Genomic DNA, 19,621 nt, shown 5'->3' with positions numbered 1-19,621 from the left:
ATACCGGAAACGCCGCACCGCGCGAATACGGGTGCGGCGTGGGAGCAGTGAAAGACCTACTTCCAGTAGGCCTGCGATTTGATCGCGGCCTTGGGCAGGTTGTGAATCGCCTTGAAGCTCTTCACGATCGAGCGGGTGGTGTGCCCATCGCAAGCGACCCAGGCGAATGCGTCGGCCGGGCAGGTGAGTTCTTGGGCCGCTTCCCGCAGCAATCTGCCGTCATCGATCCGTTGCACCCAGGTCACTTGGTGGTGCGGCTTGTTGCGCAGCGGAATCGTGGTGTCGGATTCGTACTGCCATTCCAGCCAGACCCGGGCCGGGGTGTCGCCGATGGCGTCGAACAGCGAGTTGATCGCGGGCAGTGAGGCGGTGTCGCCGAAGATGAGGTATTCGCCGGGCGCGGATTCCGGCAGCTGGAAGTTCGAGCCGAGCACCGACGCGTCGAGTTCGTCACCGACCGAGGCGTTCTGCGCCCATCGAGCGGCGGGCCCGTCGTGGAGCGCGAACTCGATCGAGAAACGGTCGCCGTCCGGGTCGGGGTCGACCAGGGTGTAGCCGCGCTGTTGTAGCTTGCCGCTGTCGCCGTCAGGGAACCAGCCACGGATCCACTGCGTGGGGTGTACCGGATGATCGGCGAGCAGACCGCCCGCGGAGAAGCCGAGTCGCACGTATTTGTCCGTGACGTATTCGGTCGAGGTGACGGTCAGCCGGTAGTCGTTGCCGCCCCACGCCTTGACCATCAGACCGTTCAAACCTTTGCCCATGAACTAAGGTTAGCCTAACGAAAGTCGAATGTCGCGCGGTGGGTACGCACCACGCGACATTCGACGGCGACCGTGTCCGGAGGGCCCGGGCGCGAGGGGTTTTGGGTCAGCAGGACAGCGCGAGCGCCGAAGCGAGGCTGCACTCCGCCTGGCGTGTCAGCTTCCAGTAGCCGTCGATCTGCTTCCAGGAGACGTCGTAGGTGAAGTCCGGGTAGCCCTCGGTGGTGATCAGGAGCTGGGCGTCGATCCGGTCGCCCGACGCGGAGGGGTTGATCACGTTGTAGCGCAGGCTCGGCGGGGAGACAGCGAGCAGGCCCGCGATCTTGTCCATCGTCGCGACGCCCGCGTCGCCCGACTCCAGTTCGGCCGCTCGCGTGCTGCGCGCTGCGCCGGTGTTGATCGCCACGCGAAGTTTGGCGGTCAGCTCACCGGCGCCCGGGGCCTGGGCGTGCAAGGGTGCGACCAAGGGCGCCGCGACGGCGGGCGTGACCGTCCCGACCGCGCCGGCGAATGCGGCGCTGACCACGACCGCCGTAGCGGCGAGTCGGGCGAGTGTCTTGTTCGGGGTCTTGGTCATTCGTTCATCCAATCTTTCGAGGGTGTGAGTGTCACCGCTCTAGTCGGGTACGAGTGTGCAATATAAGGTAAGCCTATGCAAACATGATCCGCACGGGTTCTGGTTGTCGGCGCGGCGGCAGGCCCGCGCACCCGGCGAGAAGCCGCGGGATGTCGGAGAGAGTGGAGAACCGGTGGAAACGCTTCTGGTCATCGGAGCTGGTCCGAAAGCCCTTGCGGTGGCGACGAAAGCGCATGTGCTGCGCACGCTCGACCTTCCTGCGCCCCGGGTGATCGTCGTCGAGGCGCACGCGGTCGGCGGCAACTGGCTGCCGAGTGGCGGTTGGACCGACGGCAGGCATCGATTGGGCACCAGCCCGGAGAAGGACGTGGGCTTCCCTTACCACTCGACCTGGGCGCGCGGGCGCAATCAGGAAATCAACGCGGCCATGATGGCCTACAGCTGGACATCCTTCCTGATCGAGCAGGGCACCTATGCGGAGTGGATCGATCGGGGCCGTCCGAACCCGGCCCATCACGTCTGGGCCAAGTACCTGCAGTGGGTGGCTCGCCGGATCGATCTCGAACTGGTCTCCGGCACAGTGCGTTCCATCGGCGCGACCGCCGACGGCTGGCGCGTCACCGCGACCGATCCCGACGGTGGTGCGATTCGGTTGGACGCGGCCGGGCTGATGATCACCGGTCCCGGTGCGAGCACCAAGGCGCTCGCCGACCATCCGCGCGTGCTGAATATCGCTCAATTCTGGGATCTGGCCGGGCGGCGCAGTCTGCCGGTCTCCTCCCGGGTCGCCGTTATCGGCGGCGGTGAGACCGCGGGCTCGGCCTTGGACGAGCTGGTGCGCCACGGCATGTTGTCCATTTCGGTGATCTCGCCGATGGCCACGATCTACACCCGCGGCGAAAGTTATTTCGAGAACTCGCTGTTCAGCGACCCGGTCAAGTGGGCGGGACTCACCGTCCAGGAGCGGCGTGACGTCATCCGCCGAACCGACCGCGGCGTCTTCTCGGTGCGGGTGCAGGAGAGCCTGCTCGGCGACAGCCGGGTGCATCACCTGCAGGGCCGTGCCGTACGGGTGGTCGATCAAGGCGACGGCGTGGCGCTGACTTTGCGCAACGAGCGGCGCGCGGACCAATCGCACACTTTCGACCTGGTCATCGATGCCACCGGCGGACAGCCGCTGTGGTTCCTGGACCTCTTCGATCAGGACGCGGCCGACCTGCTGGAACTGGCGGTCGGCGGCAGGCCGTCCCAGGAGCGGATCGAAGTGTCGATCGGCTACGACCTCGCGGTCTCCGGGATGGAGACCAAGCTGTATCTGCCCAATCTCGCCGCGGTCGCGCAGGGGCCTGGTTTTCCGAATCTCAGTTGCCTCGGCGAGCTTTCCGATCGGGTACTGCAACCGGCGACGCGACGGTCCGGTGTGCCGTTGACGGGCGCCGTCGCGCGGGCCTTCGGGTGAGCGCCCCCGCCCTCGAGGTCGTGGCCAGGGGCGCGGACCGAGCCTCAGCGCCGCACCGTCGGGACGTCCGCGGGCGTGCGCGGCAGGTAGTAGAGCGTGATCCGGCGATCCGGCCGGATGTCGAAGTCGCCGAGACTGGGCACGCCGAACCGCTCGGTCATACGCCGCACCGCGACATTGCGGTGATCCGGTTCGATCAGGATGCGACGGCAGTTCGGTTCCGCCGCGAAGATTCCGGGCAGCAGGCCGCTGACGAAGGCGAACATGATGCCGCGCCCGATCACCTCCGGGTCGGCGGTGGCGAGGTGGAAGGCCACGTCATAGGGGTCGGCGTGGTAGATCCGGGCGATCTCGTCTTTGGCGGGGCGATACAACTCCAGGTAGGCGATGTCGCGACGGCCCAGTTCCGGCCGGTCGGTGCCGGTGAAGTCGTACCCGACGATGTATGGGCGGGAATAGCTTCCGTCCAGCTGCGCGCGCAGATTCTGCCTGCGCAGTTCGACGGGCCACGGCTGTTCCCACGTCTCGATCAGATGCGGCCGGTTCATCCACTCGGTGAGCAGCTCCGCGTCCGCACCGTCCGCGTCGGCCGTCCGGATGTCGAACGGGGCGGGCAGAGCCGGTTGCGGCGGAGCGGGCACGGCCCGCAGCTCGTCGGGGATATCGGTCAGCTCGCGCGCGATGACATGAGGCGTCCGGGTGGGGTTCATCGGTCGTCGAGCTCCGTTCGGTAGTGGCTCCGTTGGATGAATGTAAGGTTATCCTATGCTAACCTCGCGTGGTCGGCGAGGCCCGGCCGTTCGGAAAGGACGGCGCGCGGGCGCGCCCACACCGCGTGATGTGTAGGAGCTGTTGGATGTCGAGAAAACCCGGGTGGATTCGGAAGTTTCACAAGCCCGTCACGGAAACGCTGCCGCCCCTGGTGCTGTTTCCCCATGCCGGTAGTGGCGCCTCCACCTATCGCGCCATGTCCAAGCGGCTCAGTGCCGATTTCGACGTCGTGCTCGTGCAATATCCGGGACGCCAGGACCGAGCCGCCGAACCCATGCCGGACAGTCTCGTCGAACTCGCGGCGGGTGCCCTGGCGGAATTCCTCGAATCGCCTTATCACCGAGGCATTCCCATCACGGTGTTCGGCCACAGCGTCGGCGCGATGGTGGCCTTCGAATTCGTCCGTCAGGCCGAGGCCGCCGGTGTGCCGGTAGCGCTGCTCGGCGCCTCCAGCGCGGTGGCGCCGGTATTGGTGGCCGACAGCGAGCCGCTGCCGACCGAGGAGGAGGCGCTGCTCGACCGGCTCGTCGCGCTGAACGGAACGGGCGCGGACGTTTTGGCCGATCGCGACATCATGCGAATGACGTTGCCCGTCCTGCAGGCCGACTATCGCGCGTTCGACGCCTACACGTGCGACCCGGACGTGCGGATCGGCGCGCGGATCGAGGTGATCGGCGGCGCCGACGACGACTTCGTCACCGTCGCCGAACTGCGTCCCTGGATCGCGCACAGCACTCGGGGCGGCTCGGTCACGCTCTTCGACGGCGGGCACTTCTATTTGTACGACCACATCGACGGCGTCGCGGAATTGCTTGCCTCCGCCGCCGCTGACGCAGGACAGTCCGCTCTTTCCAGTTAGGTTCACCATGTCAGGATTGGCTTCGGGGGACGAAGACCATATCGTCGTCGTCGGAATCGGGGTCGAGGCCCCCGGCGGAATAAACAGTCCACGCGAATTCTGGACGGCGCTGGCCGAATCCAGGGAACTCATCGGCCCATTGCCACGGGATCGGGAGTGGCCGATCGAACAGTTGCTCACCCTCGGTCGCAACGAGGGCTGGAGCGACGTACGCGACGCGGGCGGATTTCTCTCCGAAGCAACGGAATTCGATGCGGCCTTTTTCGGGATAACGCCGCGCGAAGCCGTCGCGATGGATCCGCAGCAGCGGGTGGCGATGCGCGTCGCATGGCGGGCGGTCGAGGATGCCGGGCTCAATCCCGGTGCCGTCGACGGCGCCGAAGCGGGGTGCTGGATGGGCGTCACGCCGCTGGAGTACGGCCCGCGCATGGCGAGCGTCAGCGAGCACAGCGGTTATCGAATGACCGGCACCACCCTCGGCGCGGTATCCGGCCGTATCTCGCACAGTCTGGGTCTGATCGGGCCCTCGATCAGTGTGGACACCTCCTGCGCGGCAGGCTTGACCGCCCTCCACCAAGCCGCGGCGGCCGTCCGCGCGGGCGAGTGCGACTGGGCCCTGGCAGGTGGCGTGTGCGTGATGGGCTCACCCGGCATGTTCGTCGAGTTCGCGAAGAACAACGCGCTCTCGACCGACGGCCACTGCCGCGCGTATTCCGCGGGCACCACCGGGACCCTGTGGGGCGAGGGCGCGGGAGTGGTGGTGCTGGAGCGCGAGTCGCGAGCGCGCCGGCTCGGTCATCGGATCTACGCTCGGCTGCTCGGCTCCCGGGTCAACCACAACGGCAAGAGCGGCCCGTTGGCCGTGCCCAGCGCCGACGCGCAGGAGCGGCTGATTCGCGCCGCGCTCCGCGCGGCCCGCGTCGACCCGGAGCAGATCGGGCTGGTCGAGGGGCACGGCACCGGCACGGCGGTGGGCGATCCCATCGAACTGTCCGCTCTCATCCGGACGTACGGCGCGCCGGAGCGCGTCCGGGGCGCGCTGCTGGGATCGGTCAAGTCGAATATCGGTCACCCGCAGGCGGCGGCGGGCATGCTCGGCCTGATCAAGATGCTGCTGTGCGGCGCGCACGGGCACGTCGCGCCGAGTCTCTGGGCAGAACACCCGACCGAGGCGGTCGACTGGGAAGCCACCAGTCTGCGGCTGGCCACGAAATTCGTTCCGTGGGAGCCGATCGACGGCATTCGCTACGGAGCGGTGTCGGCATTCGGAGTCGCGGGGACCAACGCGCACGCGGTCGTCGGGATGCCCGTCCTGGAGGAGGACAGCGTTGTCTGAGTATCTGCTGCCGGACGGCGCCGTCCCCGTCCTGCTCTCCTCGGACAGCGCCGAAGGCTTGCGTGCGGAGGCCGCGGCGATACTGGCCTACGTGCAGGACCACCCTCGGGTGGACCCGGATCGACTGGCGAGCCAGCTCTTCCGCACCAGGATCGCCCGCAGGTATCGCGCCCTGGCCATGGTCGTCACGCGCGAGGAGTTGACGGAGGCGTTGCGGTCGATCGCGGCGGGTTCCGCGCACCCGGCGGTGGTGACGTCCGGCGGCGCCGTCGCGGCACGTCGCGTCGGCTTCGTCTTTCCGGGACAAGGCAGCCAGCACGCGGGTATGGGCAAGCCGTATTACGACTTCTCCCCGGCCTACCGGGCCGCCGTCGACGAGTGCGCGGCGGTGCACGAGGAGCGGTACGGCCATGCACGGCCGGTGCACTATCTGCTCGGTGCCTGCGCCGAGTTCGGCGAGACACTGTGGGAAGTACAACCGGCCAGAATGTTCCACCTGATCGGCTTGGCCGCCATGTGGCAGGCGGCGGGCGTGCGCCCCACCGCGACCATCGGTCACAGCCAGGGTGAACTCGCGGCCTGCGTGGTTGCCGGTGTGCTGACGCTGCGCGATGCCGTGTCGATCGTCACGCACCGGGCCCAGCTTCTGGAGCGCGACCTTTCGGACGGCTACGCGGTGGCCGTGCTCGGCGCGGGGCGCGACGAATGCGAGGCGCTGCTGGCCCGCAATTCGGGCTGGGCGGAGGTCTCTTTGGTCAACTCACCCGAGTTGACCGGTGTCTCCGGCGACGAGGCCGCGATCGCGGAGCTGGTGGCGACCGCCACCGCGAAAGGCCTGTTCGCCAAGCAGATCCAGATGTCGTTTCCATCGCACACCTCCGCGATGACGCGATTGCGCGACGAATTCCAATCGTCGCTGGGCGAATTGAGCAGCAAGACCTTCGCGCTCGGCGACGTCACCTGTTACGGCGGGACGCTCGGCGCGGCGATCACTCCCGAGTTGACCCACCACGACTACTGGTACTGGAACCTGCGCAACCGGGTGCGCTTCGATCGCGCCGTGGCGGCGGCGACCGCGGACGTGGACACCTTCGTCGAGATCGCCGAGCACCCGACATTGCAGCCCGCGCTGCGGGAGAATCTGTCCCCGGTCGCGCGCGATGCCCGCGACTTCCGGGTCGTGGGGACATCGCTGCGCACCGCGAACGGGTTGGGTGAATTCACCCGCAATCTTGCCGAAGTCGCGGTGCACGATTTGCATTACGACTGGCAGGCGCTCCGCGCGGGCTCCGACGACCGCACTCCGGCGCTGCCGCTGCGTGACTTTCCCGCCACGGTGATGAACTCCAAGAGGCTGTGGGCGCCGTATCAATCGGGTGCCGAGACGCCGATCCCGGTCGCCGTGCCCCCCTCGCGGTTGCGCGAGGAGTGGACCAGGTTGTCCCGGTTCGAGCTGGCCGCGCCGCGCACCGTACTGCTCGCCGAGCACGACGGCGCGGACGACCTCGCAGCGGCGCTGTGCGCGCGGGCCGCGCGCCACGGTGCCGCGATCGCCGACACCGCGACCGAGTCCGACACCATGGTGCTGCTGCTTCCGTCGAATACGGCCACGGACGAGCAAGGCGCGGTGGCCGAACTCGCCGAGTTCGCCCGAGCCGCAGAAAGTTTGACCAAGGAAGTCTCCGGTGTCACGGAATGCTGGCTGGTGACAACCGGTGCTGAGGCGGTGTCCCCGGACGATGCGCCTTCCCTGGGTCATTCGGCGGTCAGTGCCGCGTACCGCAGTCTCGGCCTCGACCATCTCGGCATCGCGTTCCGACACCTCGACTTGCCCCCGGATGCCGCCGAGCAGGATCCGACGGTGCTGGCGGACAAGATCCTCGAGGCCGTTCACGTGCCGGGCGAGCCGGAACTCGCGCTACGGGGCGGCAAACTGCACGCCAAGCGTCTCGTTCGCGCAGAGTCGCTGGGCACTTCGGCGCCTCCGGATCTACGCGAGGTCCTCATTCTCGGTGGCACGGGGTACGTCGGCCTGGAATTCTGCGCGCAGCTCGCCCGCGACGGCGCACGGCGCGTCACCCTGGTGAATCGCACCGGGAAGACGAGCGTGCTCGCCGAGCGGCTGCGCGCGATCCGCGCCTCGGGTTCCACCGAAATCGACGTGGTGGCCTGTGACATCACCGACGCCGACGCGGTCGCCGAGCTGGCGGGGCGCTTCGCCGAGCGCCCCGTGAGCGTGGTCGTGCACGCCGCGGTCCAGTACGCATGGGCGCGGTTCGAACCGGAGGCGGTAACCGAGGCGGCCGCCGCGAAGGTGCTCGGGCTCGGCGAGGTGCTGCGCGCGGTGCCGCAGACCGCCGAATGCGCCGTGCTGTTGTGCTCCTCGTTCGTGGCCACCCTCGGCGGGCGTGGTCAGGCACTGTACGCGGGCACGAATCGCATGCTCGACAGCCTCGCCGTGCGACTGCGGGCGCAGGGCAGGGATTGCGTGTCGGTGCAATGGGGGCTGTGGGGTCTGCCCGGCGCGGAGCACGCCGACGTGGAAGCCAGGATCCTCGGCGCTGGTCTACGACCCATGCCCGCCGCGCCCGCCATCGCGGCGGGTTTCGCCGACCGTACCGGGAACAGCGCGGTGCTGTCGGCGGACTGGGAGCGCTTGCGGGATACGGCCGAGATCGTCGGCTTGGCGAGGGTTTTCGCGCCCGCATCGGCGGTCCCGGAGTCCGCGGCCGCGCCGTCCGAGCCGTCCGCACCGAAGTCGGCCGCCGTCGAGCCGGAAGCCGATGCCACGCGGAGCGTCGCGGAGATCATCCGGCGCGAACTGGGGCAGGTGATGCTTCTCGACGGCCCCGACCACATCGACGGCTCCGTCCCGCTGGTCGCGCTCGGGTTCGATTCGTTGCAGGCGGTGGATCTGCGCGCGCGGCTGAAGACGATGTTGCGCCGCGAGTTGCCGGTCGCGGCGATCCTCGGCGGCGCGTCCCTGGACGACGTCGTTCTGCTCATGTCCGAGAACCGAGGCTGATGATGCCCGAGAACACAGGCTCAGGAGGCCGCTCGATGCCGGAGAACACGCAGGCGACCATGCCGGAGATCGAGGACGTACTGGCGTTGAGCCCGTTGCAGGAGGGGTTGTTCTCGCTGGCCAGGCTGGCCGGCGAGGGCGATCTGTACGCACTGCAGTTCGTGTACGAGATCGCCGGTCCCGTCGATGTGGCATTGCTGCGTCGCAGCGTCGCGGCCATCCTGCGGCGGCATCCGAATCTGCGCGCGTCGTTCTGGGACCGCGACCTGCCGCGGCCGGTGCAGATCGTCCCCGCCGCTGCCGAGTTGCCCTGGGCCGAACGCGAAGTCGACCCGGGCGACCTCGACGCCGTCATCACGGCCGAGACGCGGTCGCCGTTCGACCTGACCCGCGGCCCGCTGCTGCGCGTGCTGCTGCTGAGATTGCCGGACGGCACTCGGCGCCTGGTGCTGACCGCGCACCACATCCTGCTGGACGGCTGGTCGCTCGGCGTGTTCTTCCGGGAACTGTTCGCCCTGTACCAGGCGGGCGGCGCGGCGGAGGCGCTGCCCGAGCCCCGACCCTACCGGGACTACATCGGCTGGCTGTCGGCCCGCGACAGCGATACCGCGTTGCGCTCCTGGCGCGAATACCTCGGCGATGTCGATCCGCTGATCCTCGCCGACCGTGGCGATCCGGCGGTCAACACGATCGTGCCCAGCATCGACACGGTCACCTTGGACGCGGCCGACACCAGCCGGTTGACGGCGTGGGCACGGTCGAACGGCCTGACGATGAACACCGTCGTGCAGTACGCCTGGGCCGTTGTCCTCGGCAGTTTGACCGACCGGCGTGACGTGGTCTTCGGCAGCACCGTCTCGGGGCGGCCCGACGAGTTGTCCGGGGTCGAGACCATGATCGGGCTGTTCATCAACACCGTCCCCGTCCGGGTGGCGGTCGGGGCCGAGAACGTGGTGCGGGACTGCAGGCGAATGCAACGCGAGTCGGCTCCGATGCGTGATCTCGCCTACGTCAGCCTGTCGGCGATCCAGCGGTCGGTAGGCTCCGGCACGCTGTTCGACACCCTGTTCGTGTTCGAGAACGCGCCGATGTCCGACATCCTGCGCCCCATCGACATGGCGGACGGCGTTCGGGTGCGGCCTATGACCTCGCAGAGTTTGACGCACTATCCGCTCGCGGTGACCTCGTTCCTGTACGAAGGGCAGCTGGTGGTGACGGTCGAGGCGGTGCAGGCGGCACTGCGCGGCCTGTCCGGACCCGGCATAGGGGCGCGGTTGCTCTCGGTGCTGCGGCAACTGCCCGCGATCGGCGAGCGGGGGCCCGACGCGCTCGATGTCCTGCTGCCGGGCGAGACCGCGCCGCCACCGGCGCCGATCGCCGCCGACGTGCGCGGTGTGACCGTGTGGGAGCTGTTCGCGCGCCAGGTCGCCGCCACGCCGGACGCGCTCGCCCTCAGCACCGAAAACGATCGCTACACCTATCGCGAACTCTTCGATGCCGCAGGGCGATTGGCGAGCGCGCTGGTCGCACACGGGGCCGGTCCGGAAGAGGTCGTCGCCTTGGCGCTGCCGCGTTCGGCGCAGTCGATCGTGGCGATTCTCGCCGTGCTGGCGACCGGTGCGGCGTATGTGCCCGTGGATGTCACGCTGCCCGCGGCCCGTATCGAATCGATCGTGCGCCGGTCCCGTCCGCGCTCGATCCTGGTCGACGGCTCGGGGCTGTCCGCGCTCGACGAGATCGCCGAGCGCCCGGAAGTCCTGGTAGTGAACGGAATCTCCGACGGGCTGCCGGTGCTCGCGCCCGCGCCTGGCCACGCCGACCAGGCCGCCTATCTGATCTTCACCTCCGGTTCCACCGGCGAACCGAAAGGCGTCGTCGGCACCCATGCCGCGCTGGCCGCGTACTTCGCCGACCACCGCGACCGGGTGTACCGGCCCGCGGTGGCGCGGCTCGGGCGGCCGTTGCGGATCGCGCACGCCTGGTCGCTCAGCTTCGACGCCTCCTGGCAGCCGCTGATCGGACTGCTCGACGGACATGCAATCCACCTGTTCGACGCCGAGGAGATGCGCGACGCGCGACGCCTGGTCGACGGCATCGTCCGGCACGGGCTGGACATGATCGACACGACCCCGTCGATGTTCACGCAGCTGGCAGCGGCCGGACTGGTCGAGGCGGGCGTCACGCCGCTGTCCGTGCTGGCGCTCGGCGGCGAGGCCATCGGTGTGCCGCTGTGGAAACGGTTGTGCGCCCTGCCCGGCACCGCCGTGCACAACTGCTACGGCCCCACCGAGACGACGGTGGAGGCGGTGGTCGCGGCGGTGCGCGATGGCGATGCCGAACCGGCTATCGGCGCGCCGGTCACCGGAATGACCGGCTACGTGCTGGATTCGCGGCTGCGCCAGGTGCCGATCGGCGTCGTGGGCGAGTTGTACCTCTCCGGCGCTCAGGTGGCGCGTGGTTACGTCGGTATGCCGGGAACCACCGTGGGCCGATTCGTCGCCGATCCACACCGTGCCGGTGAAAGGATGTATCGCACGGGCGATCTCGTGCGCCGCTTGCCCTCGGGCGATCTCGCCTACGTCGGCCGGGCGGACGATCAGGTGAAGATTCGCGGCTACCGGATCGAGATCGGTGATATCGAGACAGCTCTGCTCGCCTTGCCCGGGGTGCGGGCCGCGGCGGTCGTCGTGGTGCGCCGTACGGGTGGTCCGAGCCTGGCGGCGTTCGCGGTGGGCGACGGTCTCGACGCGGTGCGGCTGCGCGCCGCGCTGGCCGATCGGCTGCCCGGCTACATGGTGCCGAACCGGATCGTGGTCGTCGATCGGCTGCCGGTGACCAGCAACGGAAAACTCGATGCGAAACGGCTCGCGATGCTCGCCGAGGACCGGGCCGCCGGGCCGGGAGCGGAGACGGCGCGCACCGGCACCGAGCACCGTCTGTGCGCCGCGATCGCCGAACTGTCCGGCGGTCCGGTCCCGAGCATCGATGACGACCTGATCGGCCTCGGCATGGACAGCATCGTGGCGATCTCCCTGGTGAACCGGCTGCGGCGGGACGGCCTCTCGATCAGCCCGAAGGCGGTCCTCGGCGCCGCCACGATCCGGGAACTCGCCGCGCGGATCGACGCGGAAGCCGGTCGCGAACGCGCGACGAGTTCGGAGGGCTACGGGCCGGTCGGCCCGACCCCGATCGTGTCGTGGATGCACGAGTACGGGGGCTACCGCAGACTCACGCTCAGCAATCTGCTCGAGTTGCCCGACGGCGTCGACCAGGCCGGCCTGACGGCGGTGCTGCAGGCGTTGCTCGACGGACACGACATGCTGCGGGCCCGCTTCGTCACCACACCCGAGGGATACGACCTGCACACGCGCGGCCCGGGCAGCGTCCGAGCGCAGGACATCCTGTCCCGGGTCGAGGAAGGCGACGACTTCTACGCGACGCTGGCCGCACACGGCCGTGCGGCCACCGACGAGATCGACCCGTCCACCGGAGATCTGGTGCGCGCGGTGTGGTTCACCAGGTCCGGCGCTCCGGATGTGCTGCTGCTCACCATCCACCACCTGGCCGTCGACCCGGTCTCCTGGTACGTCATCTCCGCCGACCTCGCCGCGTACTGGGCCGAGGTGCTCGCGGGACGGACGCCTGTCCCGGCGGTCGAGCACACCGGCTACCGGCAGTGGGCCCGGCTGCTGCGCGAACGCGCGGGCGCCGAGGCGGTCACGGCTCAGCGCGCCTACTGGACGCGCCAGGTCACCGCGCCGGACCCGGTGCTGGGCGCGCGGCTGCCCGATCCCAGGGCCGACACCTGGGCTTCCTACCGGGTCCATCCCGTGCCCACCCCAGCCGAGACGAGCGCGGCCATCCTGAACAGTCTCGGCGGCGGCGCGGCGGGAGTCCGCGAGTTCCTGCTCGCCGCTTTGACGATGACGCTGGCGAGCTGGCGTCTGGAACGCGGTCAGGACCCCACGGCGGGCGCGTATCTGGCGCTGGAAGGACACGGCAGAGAGGACGCGGTGCTCGGCGCCGACGTCGACAGCGCGCACACCGTGGGCTGGTTCACCAGCATCGTGCCCGCCCGGCTCGGAGCGGGCGCCGAGAGCGTGGATGTGGCCACCGCGCTGACCGATCCGGCACGGGCCGCCGCACTGCTCGAACACGTCGCGGCACACCTGGCCGAACAGCCGAACGGCGGCGTGGACTTCGGCGTGCTGCGTTACCTCACGCGAACCCCCGAACTGGTCGATGCGCCGCAGCCGCAGGTGCTCTTCGACTACCTGGGCCGGTTCGACCTGGCCGGTGCGGGACGGCCGTGGGCGCCGATCCCGGATCTGGCGTTGCACGAGTGCCTTCCGCTCGTGGCGGAGCCCGACTTCCCGCTGCGCTACGCGCTCGACGTCGTCTCGGCGGTGCGGACAACCACCGAGGGGCCCCAGCTCGTCACCATGCTGCGCTGGAGCGAGGCGGTGTTCACCGTCGCGGACGTCGACCGGCTCGCCGAGCTGTGGCACGACGCCGTCGTGGCCCTCGCGCGCGCGATCTCCGTGGTGACCGTCGGCGCCGACTGACCGCGATCGCCAGCCACTCAGCCCATCCGAACCCAGTCCGAAGGACCCACCATGTCAGACGAGATTCTCGAGCGGCGCAAGCGGCTGCTGCAGCAGCGACTGCGTGAACAGCAACTCGCGCCCGCGCCCGCGCGACCCGCGCGCGGCAGGCGCCCCGGCGATCCGGCTCCGCTCTCGTCCGCGCAGCAGCGGATGTGGTTCGTACAGACGGTCGCGCCGGAGGACACCACGCTCAACGTCTGCGTCGGCTACCGACTCGACGGTCCGTTGGACAGCGCGCGGTTGCGCGCCGCCTTCGACACCGTCGTGGCGCGGCACGAGATCCTGCGCACCACCTATCACGTCGGCGCGGACGGCGAGCCGTATCAAACGGCACACGCCGAACTGGGGCCGGTGTGGCAGCAGCAGGATCTCACGGATCTCTCCGAGGAAGGCCGAGGCAGGCGACTCGAGGTTCTGGCGAGGCGGGAGTTCGCGCGTCCGTTCGACCTGACCTCCGAGTCGCCGCTGCGAGTGACGTTGGCGCGCACCGGTCCGGACGAACACGTGCTCGTGCTGACGATCCACCACATCGCTTGGGACGACGACTCCTGGTCGGTCTTCTTCGCCGAGCTCAATGCCGCCTACCGCGGTGACCCGCAGGTGGAGATCCGTGCGCAGTACGTGGACGTGTCGCTCGCCGAGCGGCCCGCCGAAGACGACGCCGACCTGGCGTACTGGCGCGAGCGGTTGACCCCGCTCCCGGAGCGGCTCGAGTTGCCCGGAATGCTCGCCGGTGGCGCGGCTACCCGCAACGCCGACAAGTGCGTGCTGCCCTTGCCCCAGGAACTGCTGGACCGGGTCACCGAGGTCGCGCGCGACCGTTCGGCCACCCCGTTCATGGTGCTGCTGGCCGCCTTCCAGGCGCTGGTCCAGCGGTACACCGCGGCGACCGACTTCCTCGTCGCGGTACCGGTGACCGACCGCCGCGGTAGCGACGCCGAGGCGCTGATCGGCTATTTCGGCAACACGCTACTGTTGCGCGCCCGAATCCGTCCGGGGCGCAGCTTCGCCGAGCTGGTCGACGTGACGAGGGACGCCGCCCGCGACGCGTTCGCGCATCAAGGGATCGGCGTCGAACGGGTCGTCCGCGAGGTGAGTTCGGACCGGATCGCGGGCAGTGACGGCCTGGCCCAGCTCGTGCAGCTGAGCTTCAGCGTGCGCGGCGGGGCGAACGGGTTCGATCTCGCTGGGGTCCGCTCCACCGAGCTGCCGTGGGGAAGCACGGTCGCGCAGGAGCCGCTGGGACTGATGGTCGTCCTCGACGACGCGGGCGCGCGCGTGGAGGCCACCTACCTCGTCGACGAGCTGGACCGGTCGGTGGTGGCGCAATTGCTGCGCCACTACCTGGCATTGCTCACCGACGCGATGCGCGATCCACGGCAGCCGGTCCGCGCGATCGACATGCTCGGCGCCGCCGACCGAGCGGACATCGTCGCGGCATCGCACGGTCCGCTCGTCGACGCGCCCGCGACAACGCTGGTCGAGCTGGTGCAGCGGCAGGCCGCGGCGACCCCCGATCGCGTCGCGGTGGTATCCGACGAAGCCGAACTCACCTACGGCGAGCTGAACCGGCGGGCGAATCGCCTGGCGCACTGGCTGATCCGGCGCGGCGTCGGCGCCGAGCAGCTCGTCGCGCTGCGCATGGCGAACTCCATCGAATTCATCATCGCGAGCCTCGCGGTACTGAAGTCGGGTGGCGCGTACCTGCCGATCGATCCGGCCTATCCACCGGACCGCATCGACTATCTGCTGTCGGACGCGCGTCCGGCGCTGTCGTTCGACGCCGAAGCGATCGCGGCGGCGATGACCGAGGCGGTCGACGCGCCGGACACGAATCCCACCGACGCCGAACGCGAGTCGCCGCTGCGCCCGTCGAACATCGCCTACGTGATCTACACCTCGGGCTCCACCGGACAGCCCAAGGGCGTGCCCGTGCCGCACGACGCGATCGCCGATCACCTGGTGAACTTCGCCGCCGACTGGGACGCCTCCGTCCCGGAGCGGGTGTTGCAGGCCACCTCGGTGAGCTTCGACGCGTCGCTGGCCGACATCTTTCTGCCGCTGATCGCGGGCGCGAGCATCGTCGTCCCGAAACCGAACGCCTACCGCGATATTCCGTACGTCGCCGAGCTGATCGCCCGCCACGGGATCACCGTGCTGCACATGGTGCCCTCACTGCTGGCCACTTTCCTCATGCTTCCCGAGGCGAACGACTGGCGGGCGTTGCGGCATGTGCCGGTCGGCGGCGAGGCGCTGCCCGGCGAGATCGCCGACCGGTTCGCCGCGCAATTCGACGCCGACCTGCGCAACCACTACGGGCCGACGGAAGCGGTGGTGTGCTCGACGTCCATGCCGGTCGACGGGCCGCAGGGCACCAGGATCGTGCCGATCGGATTCCCCAACCGCAACGTCTACGTCTACCTGCTCGACGACTCGCTGCGGCTGGTCCCGCCGGGCGTGATCGGCGAGATCTACTTGGGCGGACGCCAGCTCGCGCGCGGTTACCTGGATCGGCAAGCCCTGACCGCGGAGCGGTTCGTCGCCGACCCCTTCCTACCCGGCGGCAGGCTGTACCGCACCGGCGATCTCGCCCGGCGCACCGCCGAAGGCGAGATCGAATTCGTCGGCCGTGCCGACGAACAGGTGAAGGTGCGTGGCTTCCGCATCGAACTAGGTGAGGTGGAGGCCGCGGTAGCCGATCACCCCGGCGTCGCGCAGTGCGTCGCGATCGTCACCGAGCACGAGCGGCTCGGCCCGATCCTGGCCGCGTACCTGGTGCCCGCGCCGGGAAGCGAGATCGACCTCCAGCAGGTGCGCGCGACGGTCGCGGCGACGCTGCCCGAGCACATGGTCCCCGCGGCCTTCGCCGTGATCGATGAAGTGCCGTTGAGCGCCCACGGCAAGCTCGATCGCCGCGCGCTGCCGGAGCCGGTGCTGACGCAGACCCGCACGTATCGGGCGCCGGAAACGCCCACCGAGATCCGGCTCGCCGCGCTGTACGGCGAGCTGTTCGACACCGAGCGAGTTGGCGCCGACGACTCGTTCTTCGAACTCGGCGGCCACTCCCTGCTCGCGGCCCGGCTGGTCGCCCTGGTGCGCGACACGTTCGGGATCGATATCGACGTGCGCGCGGCGTTCGACACCCCGACGGTCGCCGGGCTCGCCGCGCATCTGGTCGCCCGGTACCACGATCGGTTCGGCGAGAACCTCGACGAGGTCGTTCCCACCGGCCTGCCCTCCGGTGACAACACCGCGATGCCGACGAAACGACCGCGCCCCGAACGTATTCCGCTGTCGTACTCGCAGCGGGCGCTGTGGCTGCGGCGCAAGCTGGAAGGCCCGTTCGGGTGGGAGAACTTCCGGTTCGCCATCCGCTTCGACGGCGAACTCGACATCGCCTCGCTCACTGCGGCGCTCGGCGACGTCATCGCCCGTCACGAGTCGTTGCGCACCAGCTTCCCGGAGCACGAGGGCACGCCGTACCAGCGGGTGGCCCCGGCGGGACCGGTCGAGTTGCCCCGCACCGCGCTCGACGGCGCTCGCCTGGACGAGGCGCTGGCGGCCGAGGCGAACCATGTGTTCGACCTGGCCGGGGAGTCGCTGCTCCGCTTGCACCTGTTCGTTCTGGACGAGCGGACCCACGTGCTGTCGGTGCTGACCCATCACATGGTCACCGACCGGGAATCGTGCCGGGTCTTCCTCGAGGACCTCACCGTCGCCTACCGCGCGCGGGTGAGCGGCACGGCTCCGTCCTGGCCGGAACCGGCGCTGCACTTCGCCGACTTCGCGGTGTGGCAACGCGATACCTTCGACCACGCGCCCGGCCGCGACGATCTGAGCGAATACGGCAAAGCGCGACTCGACTACTGGCGCGCGGCCTTGGCGGGCCTGCCGGTGGAGATCGCGGTCGGCCACGACCGCCCGCGTCCCGCGCGGCTGGGCCATGCCGGTGTCAGCGCGACCCGGATCGTCGCGGCCGAGACGTGGCAGGCACTGCGATCGCTGGCGGAGACGACCGGCGCGACCGAGTTCATGCTGTGCCAGGCAGCGGCCGCGGTGCTGGTGCACACCCTCGGCGGCGGTGACGACGTGCCGATCGGCGCGACGGTCGCCAATCGGCCCTGGCGGTCGGTGGACCGGCTGATCGGCCTGTTCGCCGACATGATGGTGCTGCGCAACGATCTTTCGGGCGACCCGTCGCCGCGAACCGTGCTCCAGCGGGTGCGCGAATCGGCGCTCGGCGCTCTCGACCACCAGGACGTGCCGTTCGAGCGGATCGTGGAAACGCTCAACCCGCCCCGGGTACTCGGCCGCAATCCGCTGTTCCAGGTGATCATGCAGTTCGGGCGCACCGCGCCGACCGTCGGCTTCACCGCCGAGACCACGCTGACCCCGCTCACGCCGCGGTACGACGCCGCGTTCATGGACTTCCACCTGGACTTCTTGCTGGAACCCGGTGGCGAGTTGCTGGTGCGGGTGGTGGTCAACTCGGAGCTGTACGACCCGGCCTCCGGTGAGGAATTCGCCGACACGCTGGTGCGGATCTTGACCGCGTTCGCCACGAAACCCGATACCGCGGTGCGGGAATCGAATCTCGCGCCGCAGGGCTGGGACACCGTGCGTACCGTTGTGCGCCACGCGGCGTCCGAGGCCACGGTCGGCGAGGCCGAGGCGGGCCCGCCGCAGACCGAGACCGAGCGCGCTCTGGCGGCGCTGTTGGAGGAACTGCTGGAGATCACCGACGTGGACCGCACGGACGGATTCTTCGCGCTCGGCGGAGACAGCGTCATCGCGATCCAGTGGGCCGCGCGAGCGGGCGAGGCGGGCCTTGCGCTCACCCCGCAGCTGATCTTCGAACACTTCACGCTGCACGAACTGGCGGCGGCCGTCGACGCGGCCGCCGAGCAGGCGGCGGGCGCGCCGGCGCGGGAGGAGCACCGGTACGAGCCGATGTCGGCCTCGGGCCTGTCCGGTGACGCGTTGGCCATGCTGCGCGAATCCTGGTCCGCGCAACGCTGATTCGGGTGAGCCGGTCACGGTCGGATACCGCGACCGGCGCACTGCCATTGGAGCTGGGGGCAGCGACGATTAGGGTTGCACCTCGATGGATTCGGTGTCTGTTTGGATCATGTTCCCGGTCATTCTGACTATCGCGGCGATCACGGTCGGCCGGTGGTTCCTGGTCGCGGACAGTGTCACCGATCGCATGATCAACCATGCGTGGGCGTGGAATCTGTGCGGTCTGGCGCTCTATGTCGCCGCCGCGGCGGCAGGGGCCGCGCAACTCGGGCAGCGACTGTTCCTGTGCTGCGGACTGATGACCACCGCCGTCGTCCTGGTGCTCGCGCAACTGGCGGCGGGTGCGGACCCCGAGGTCATGCTGCGACGGCAGAAGATCTACGCCGCCGTCGCCGCCGTGAGTTCGATTCTGACATTGATCTTTTCGCCCTTCGCCCGGAACGTGCTGCACGTCGGTTTGGACGAGATCGTGTGGACGTTGTCGGAGCTGCCCATGGTGGCCAGCGGATATCTGGTCGCACATGCCAGTCTCCGAGAGCTGCGCACCGCCGCGCGGATGACGAAGGAGAAGCTGACGTATTCGGCGCTGCTGTTCCTCGCGGTCTATTGGGCCGCGGCGGCAGTGGTCACCGTGGTCCGCGCGCTCTTCGGCGTCCCGCCGAGCCATCCGGGGAACGTGCTGGCGAACTCGTCCTTCTTCTGTGTTTTGATCATCGCGACGCTCACGGCGATACCGCTTTTCACTGCCGTGCTGACGCGCGCGGGGCTGGACAAGACCGGTCGGCGCTGCCGCCGTCTGCGTCCGCTGTGGTGTGACCTGACCGCCGCCGTCCCAGAGGTCGTGTTGAGTCGGTCCGACGACGGAGACGGCGGCGCGGCGTCCCGGCTCTATCGGATGACGGTGGAGATCCAAGACGCGCTTTTGCATTTGAAGCCGTATATGCCGTCGCCCGCGCCGGGGCGGGAGGCCGCCGACGCGGGTCACGGCGTCGGCGATTACGCCCGTCAGATCGCCCACGCCATCCGGTCCCGAGCCGCCGGGCTGCGTCCGGTCACACCGACCGCTCCGTTCGCCACCGTGGCGACCGGTGGTCACGATCGTGCCAACGGCTTGCGGCAATTACTCGAATTGGCGCGGGAATGGCCGAAGCACGCGCCGATGTAGGTTAGGCATACCTATTTAGGGTCGGCTAAGCTGTGCCCC

General features: G+C 69.3%; 10 protein-coding genes. 7 read left to right on the top strand and 3 right to left on the bottom strand.

Annotation, left to right across the window (positions count from 1 at the left end):
* Positions 1-56 precede the first annotated feature (56 nt).
* Together ACL03I_RS27245 and ACL03I_RS27240 are read right to left on the bottom strand one after the other, a co-directional pair.
* Entirely contained in the window at positions 57-764 is a 708-nt protein-coding gene (locus ACL03I_RS27245) for a siderophore-interacting protein (protein WP_355076063.1), read from the bottom strand.
* A gap of 106 nt (positions 765-870) precedes the next feature.
* Positions 871-1,341, bottom strand: coding sequence for a hypothetical protein (locus tag ACL03I_RS27240; protein WP_412807271.1), 471 nt, complete (start codon positions 1,339-1,341; stop codon positions 871-873).
* Positions 1,342-1,513: 172 nt separating this feature from the next.
* Between ACL03I_RS27240 and ACL03I_RS27235 the strand changes: the two genes are divergently transcribed.
* Positions 1,514-2,800, top strand: coding sequence for a SidA/IucD/PvdA family monooxygenase (locus ACL03I_RS27235; RefSeq protein ID WP_412807270.1), 1,287 nt, complete (start codon positions 1,514-1,516; stop codon positions 2,798-2,800).
* A 44-nt stretch (positions 2,801-2,844) separates the two neighbouring features.
* On the opposite strand, the gene ACL03I_RS27230 is transcribed toward ACL03I_RS27235, so the two are convergent.
* Entirely contained in the window at positions 2,845-3,510 is a 666-nt protein-coding gene (locus ACL03I_RS27230; protein ID WP_355076069.1) for a GNAT family N-acetyltransferase, read from the bottom strand.
* 146 nt (positions 3,511-3,656) lie between these two features.
* Here ACL03I_RS27230 and ACL03I_RS27225 point away from each other — a divergent pair, with 146 nt between their 5' ends.
* From ACL03I_RS27225 to ACL03I_RS27200, 6 genes are all read left to right on the top strand, one after another.
* Complete coding sequence (locus ACL03I_RS27225; RefSeq protein WP_412807269.1) at positions 3,657-4,430, top strand: thioesterase II family protein; 774 nt, start codon at positions 3,657-3,659, stop codon at positions 4,428-4,430.
* A gap of 16 nt (positions 4,431-4,446) precedes the next feature.
* On the top strand, positions 4,447-5,766 hold the full coding sequence (locus ACL03I_RS27220; protein ID WP_412807273.1) for a beta-ketoacyl [acyl carrier protein] synthase domain-containing protein: 1,320 nt from the start codon (positions 4,447-4,449) through the stop codon (positions 5,764-5,766).
* Positions 5,759-8,791 (top strand): nocobactin polyketide synthase NbtC, encoded by a 3,033-nt coding sequence (nbtC, locus tag ACL03I_RS27215; RefSeq protein WP_412807268.1) that lies wholly within the window; start codon positions 5,759-5,761, stop codon positions 8,789-8,791. Before ACL03I_RS27220 ends, nbtC begins: the two co-directional genes overlap by 8 nt.
* A gap of 35 nt (positions 8,792-8,826) precedes the next feature.
* Positions 8,827-13,356 carry an amino acid adenylation domain-containing protein gene (locus tag ACL03I_RS27210; protein WP_412807267.1) on the top strand — a complete coding sequence of 1,510 codons (4,530 nt, stop codon included), beginning with the start codon at positions 8,827-8,829 and terminating at the stop codon, positions 13,354-13,356.
* Positions 13,357-13,407: 51 nt separating this feature from the next.
* Positions 13,408-18,417, top strand: a complete 5,010-nt coding sequence (locus ACL03I_RS27205; protein ID WP_412807266.1) for an amino acid adenylation domain-containing protein — start codon at positions 13,408-13,410, stop codon at positions 18,415-18,417.
* Positions 18,418-18,526: 109 nt separating this feature from the next.
* Positions 18,527-19,582: an MAB_1171c family putative transporter gene (locus ACL03I_RS27200; RefSeq protein ID WP_412807265.1), complete on the top strand. Its 1,056-nt coding sequence runs from the start codon at positions 18,527-18,529 to the stop codon at positions 19,580-19,582.
* Positions 19,583-19,621 lie beyond the last annotated feature (39 nt).

Origin of the sequence: Nocardia sichangensis (assembly GCF_047200615.1) — a bacterium.
Classification (GTDB): Bacteria; Actinomycetota; Actinomycetes; order Mycobacteriales; family Mycobacteriaceae; genus Nocardia; species Nocardia sichangensis.
This window is presented reverse-complemented; position numbering and strand designations above follow the sequence as displayed.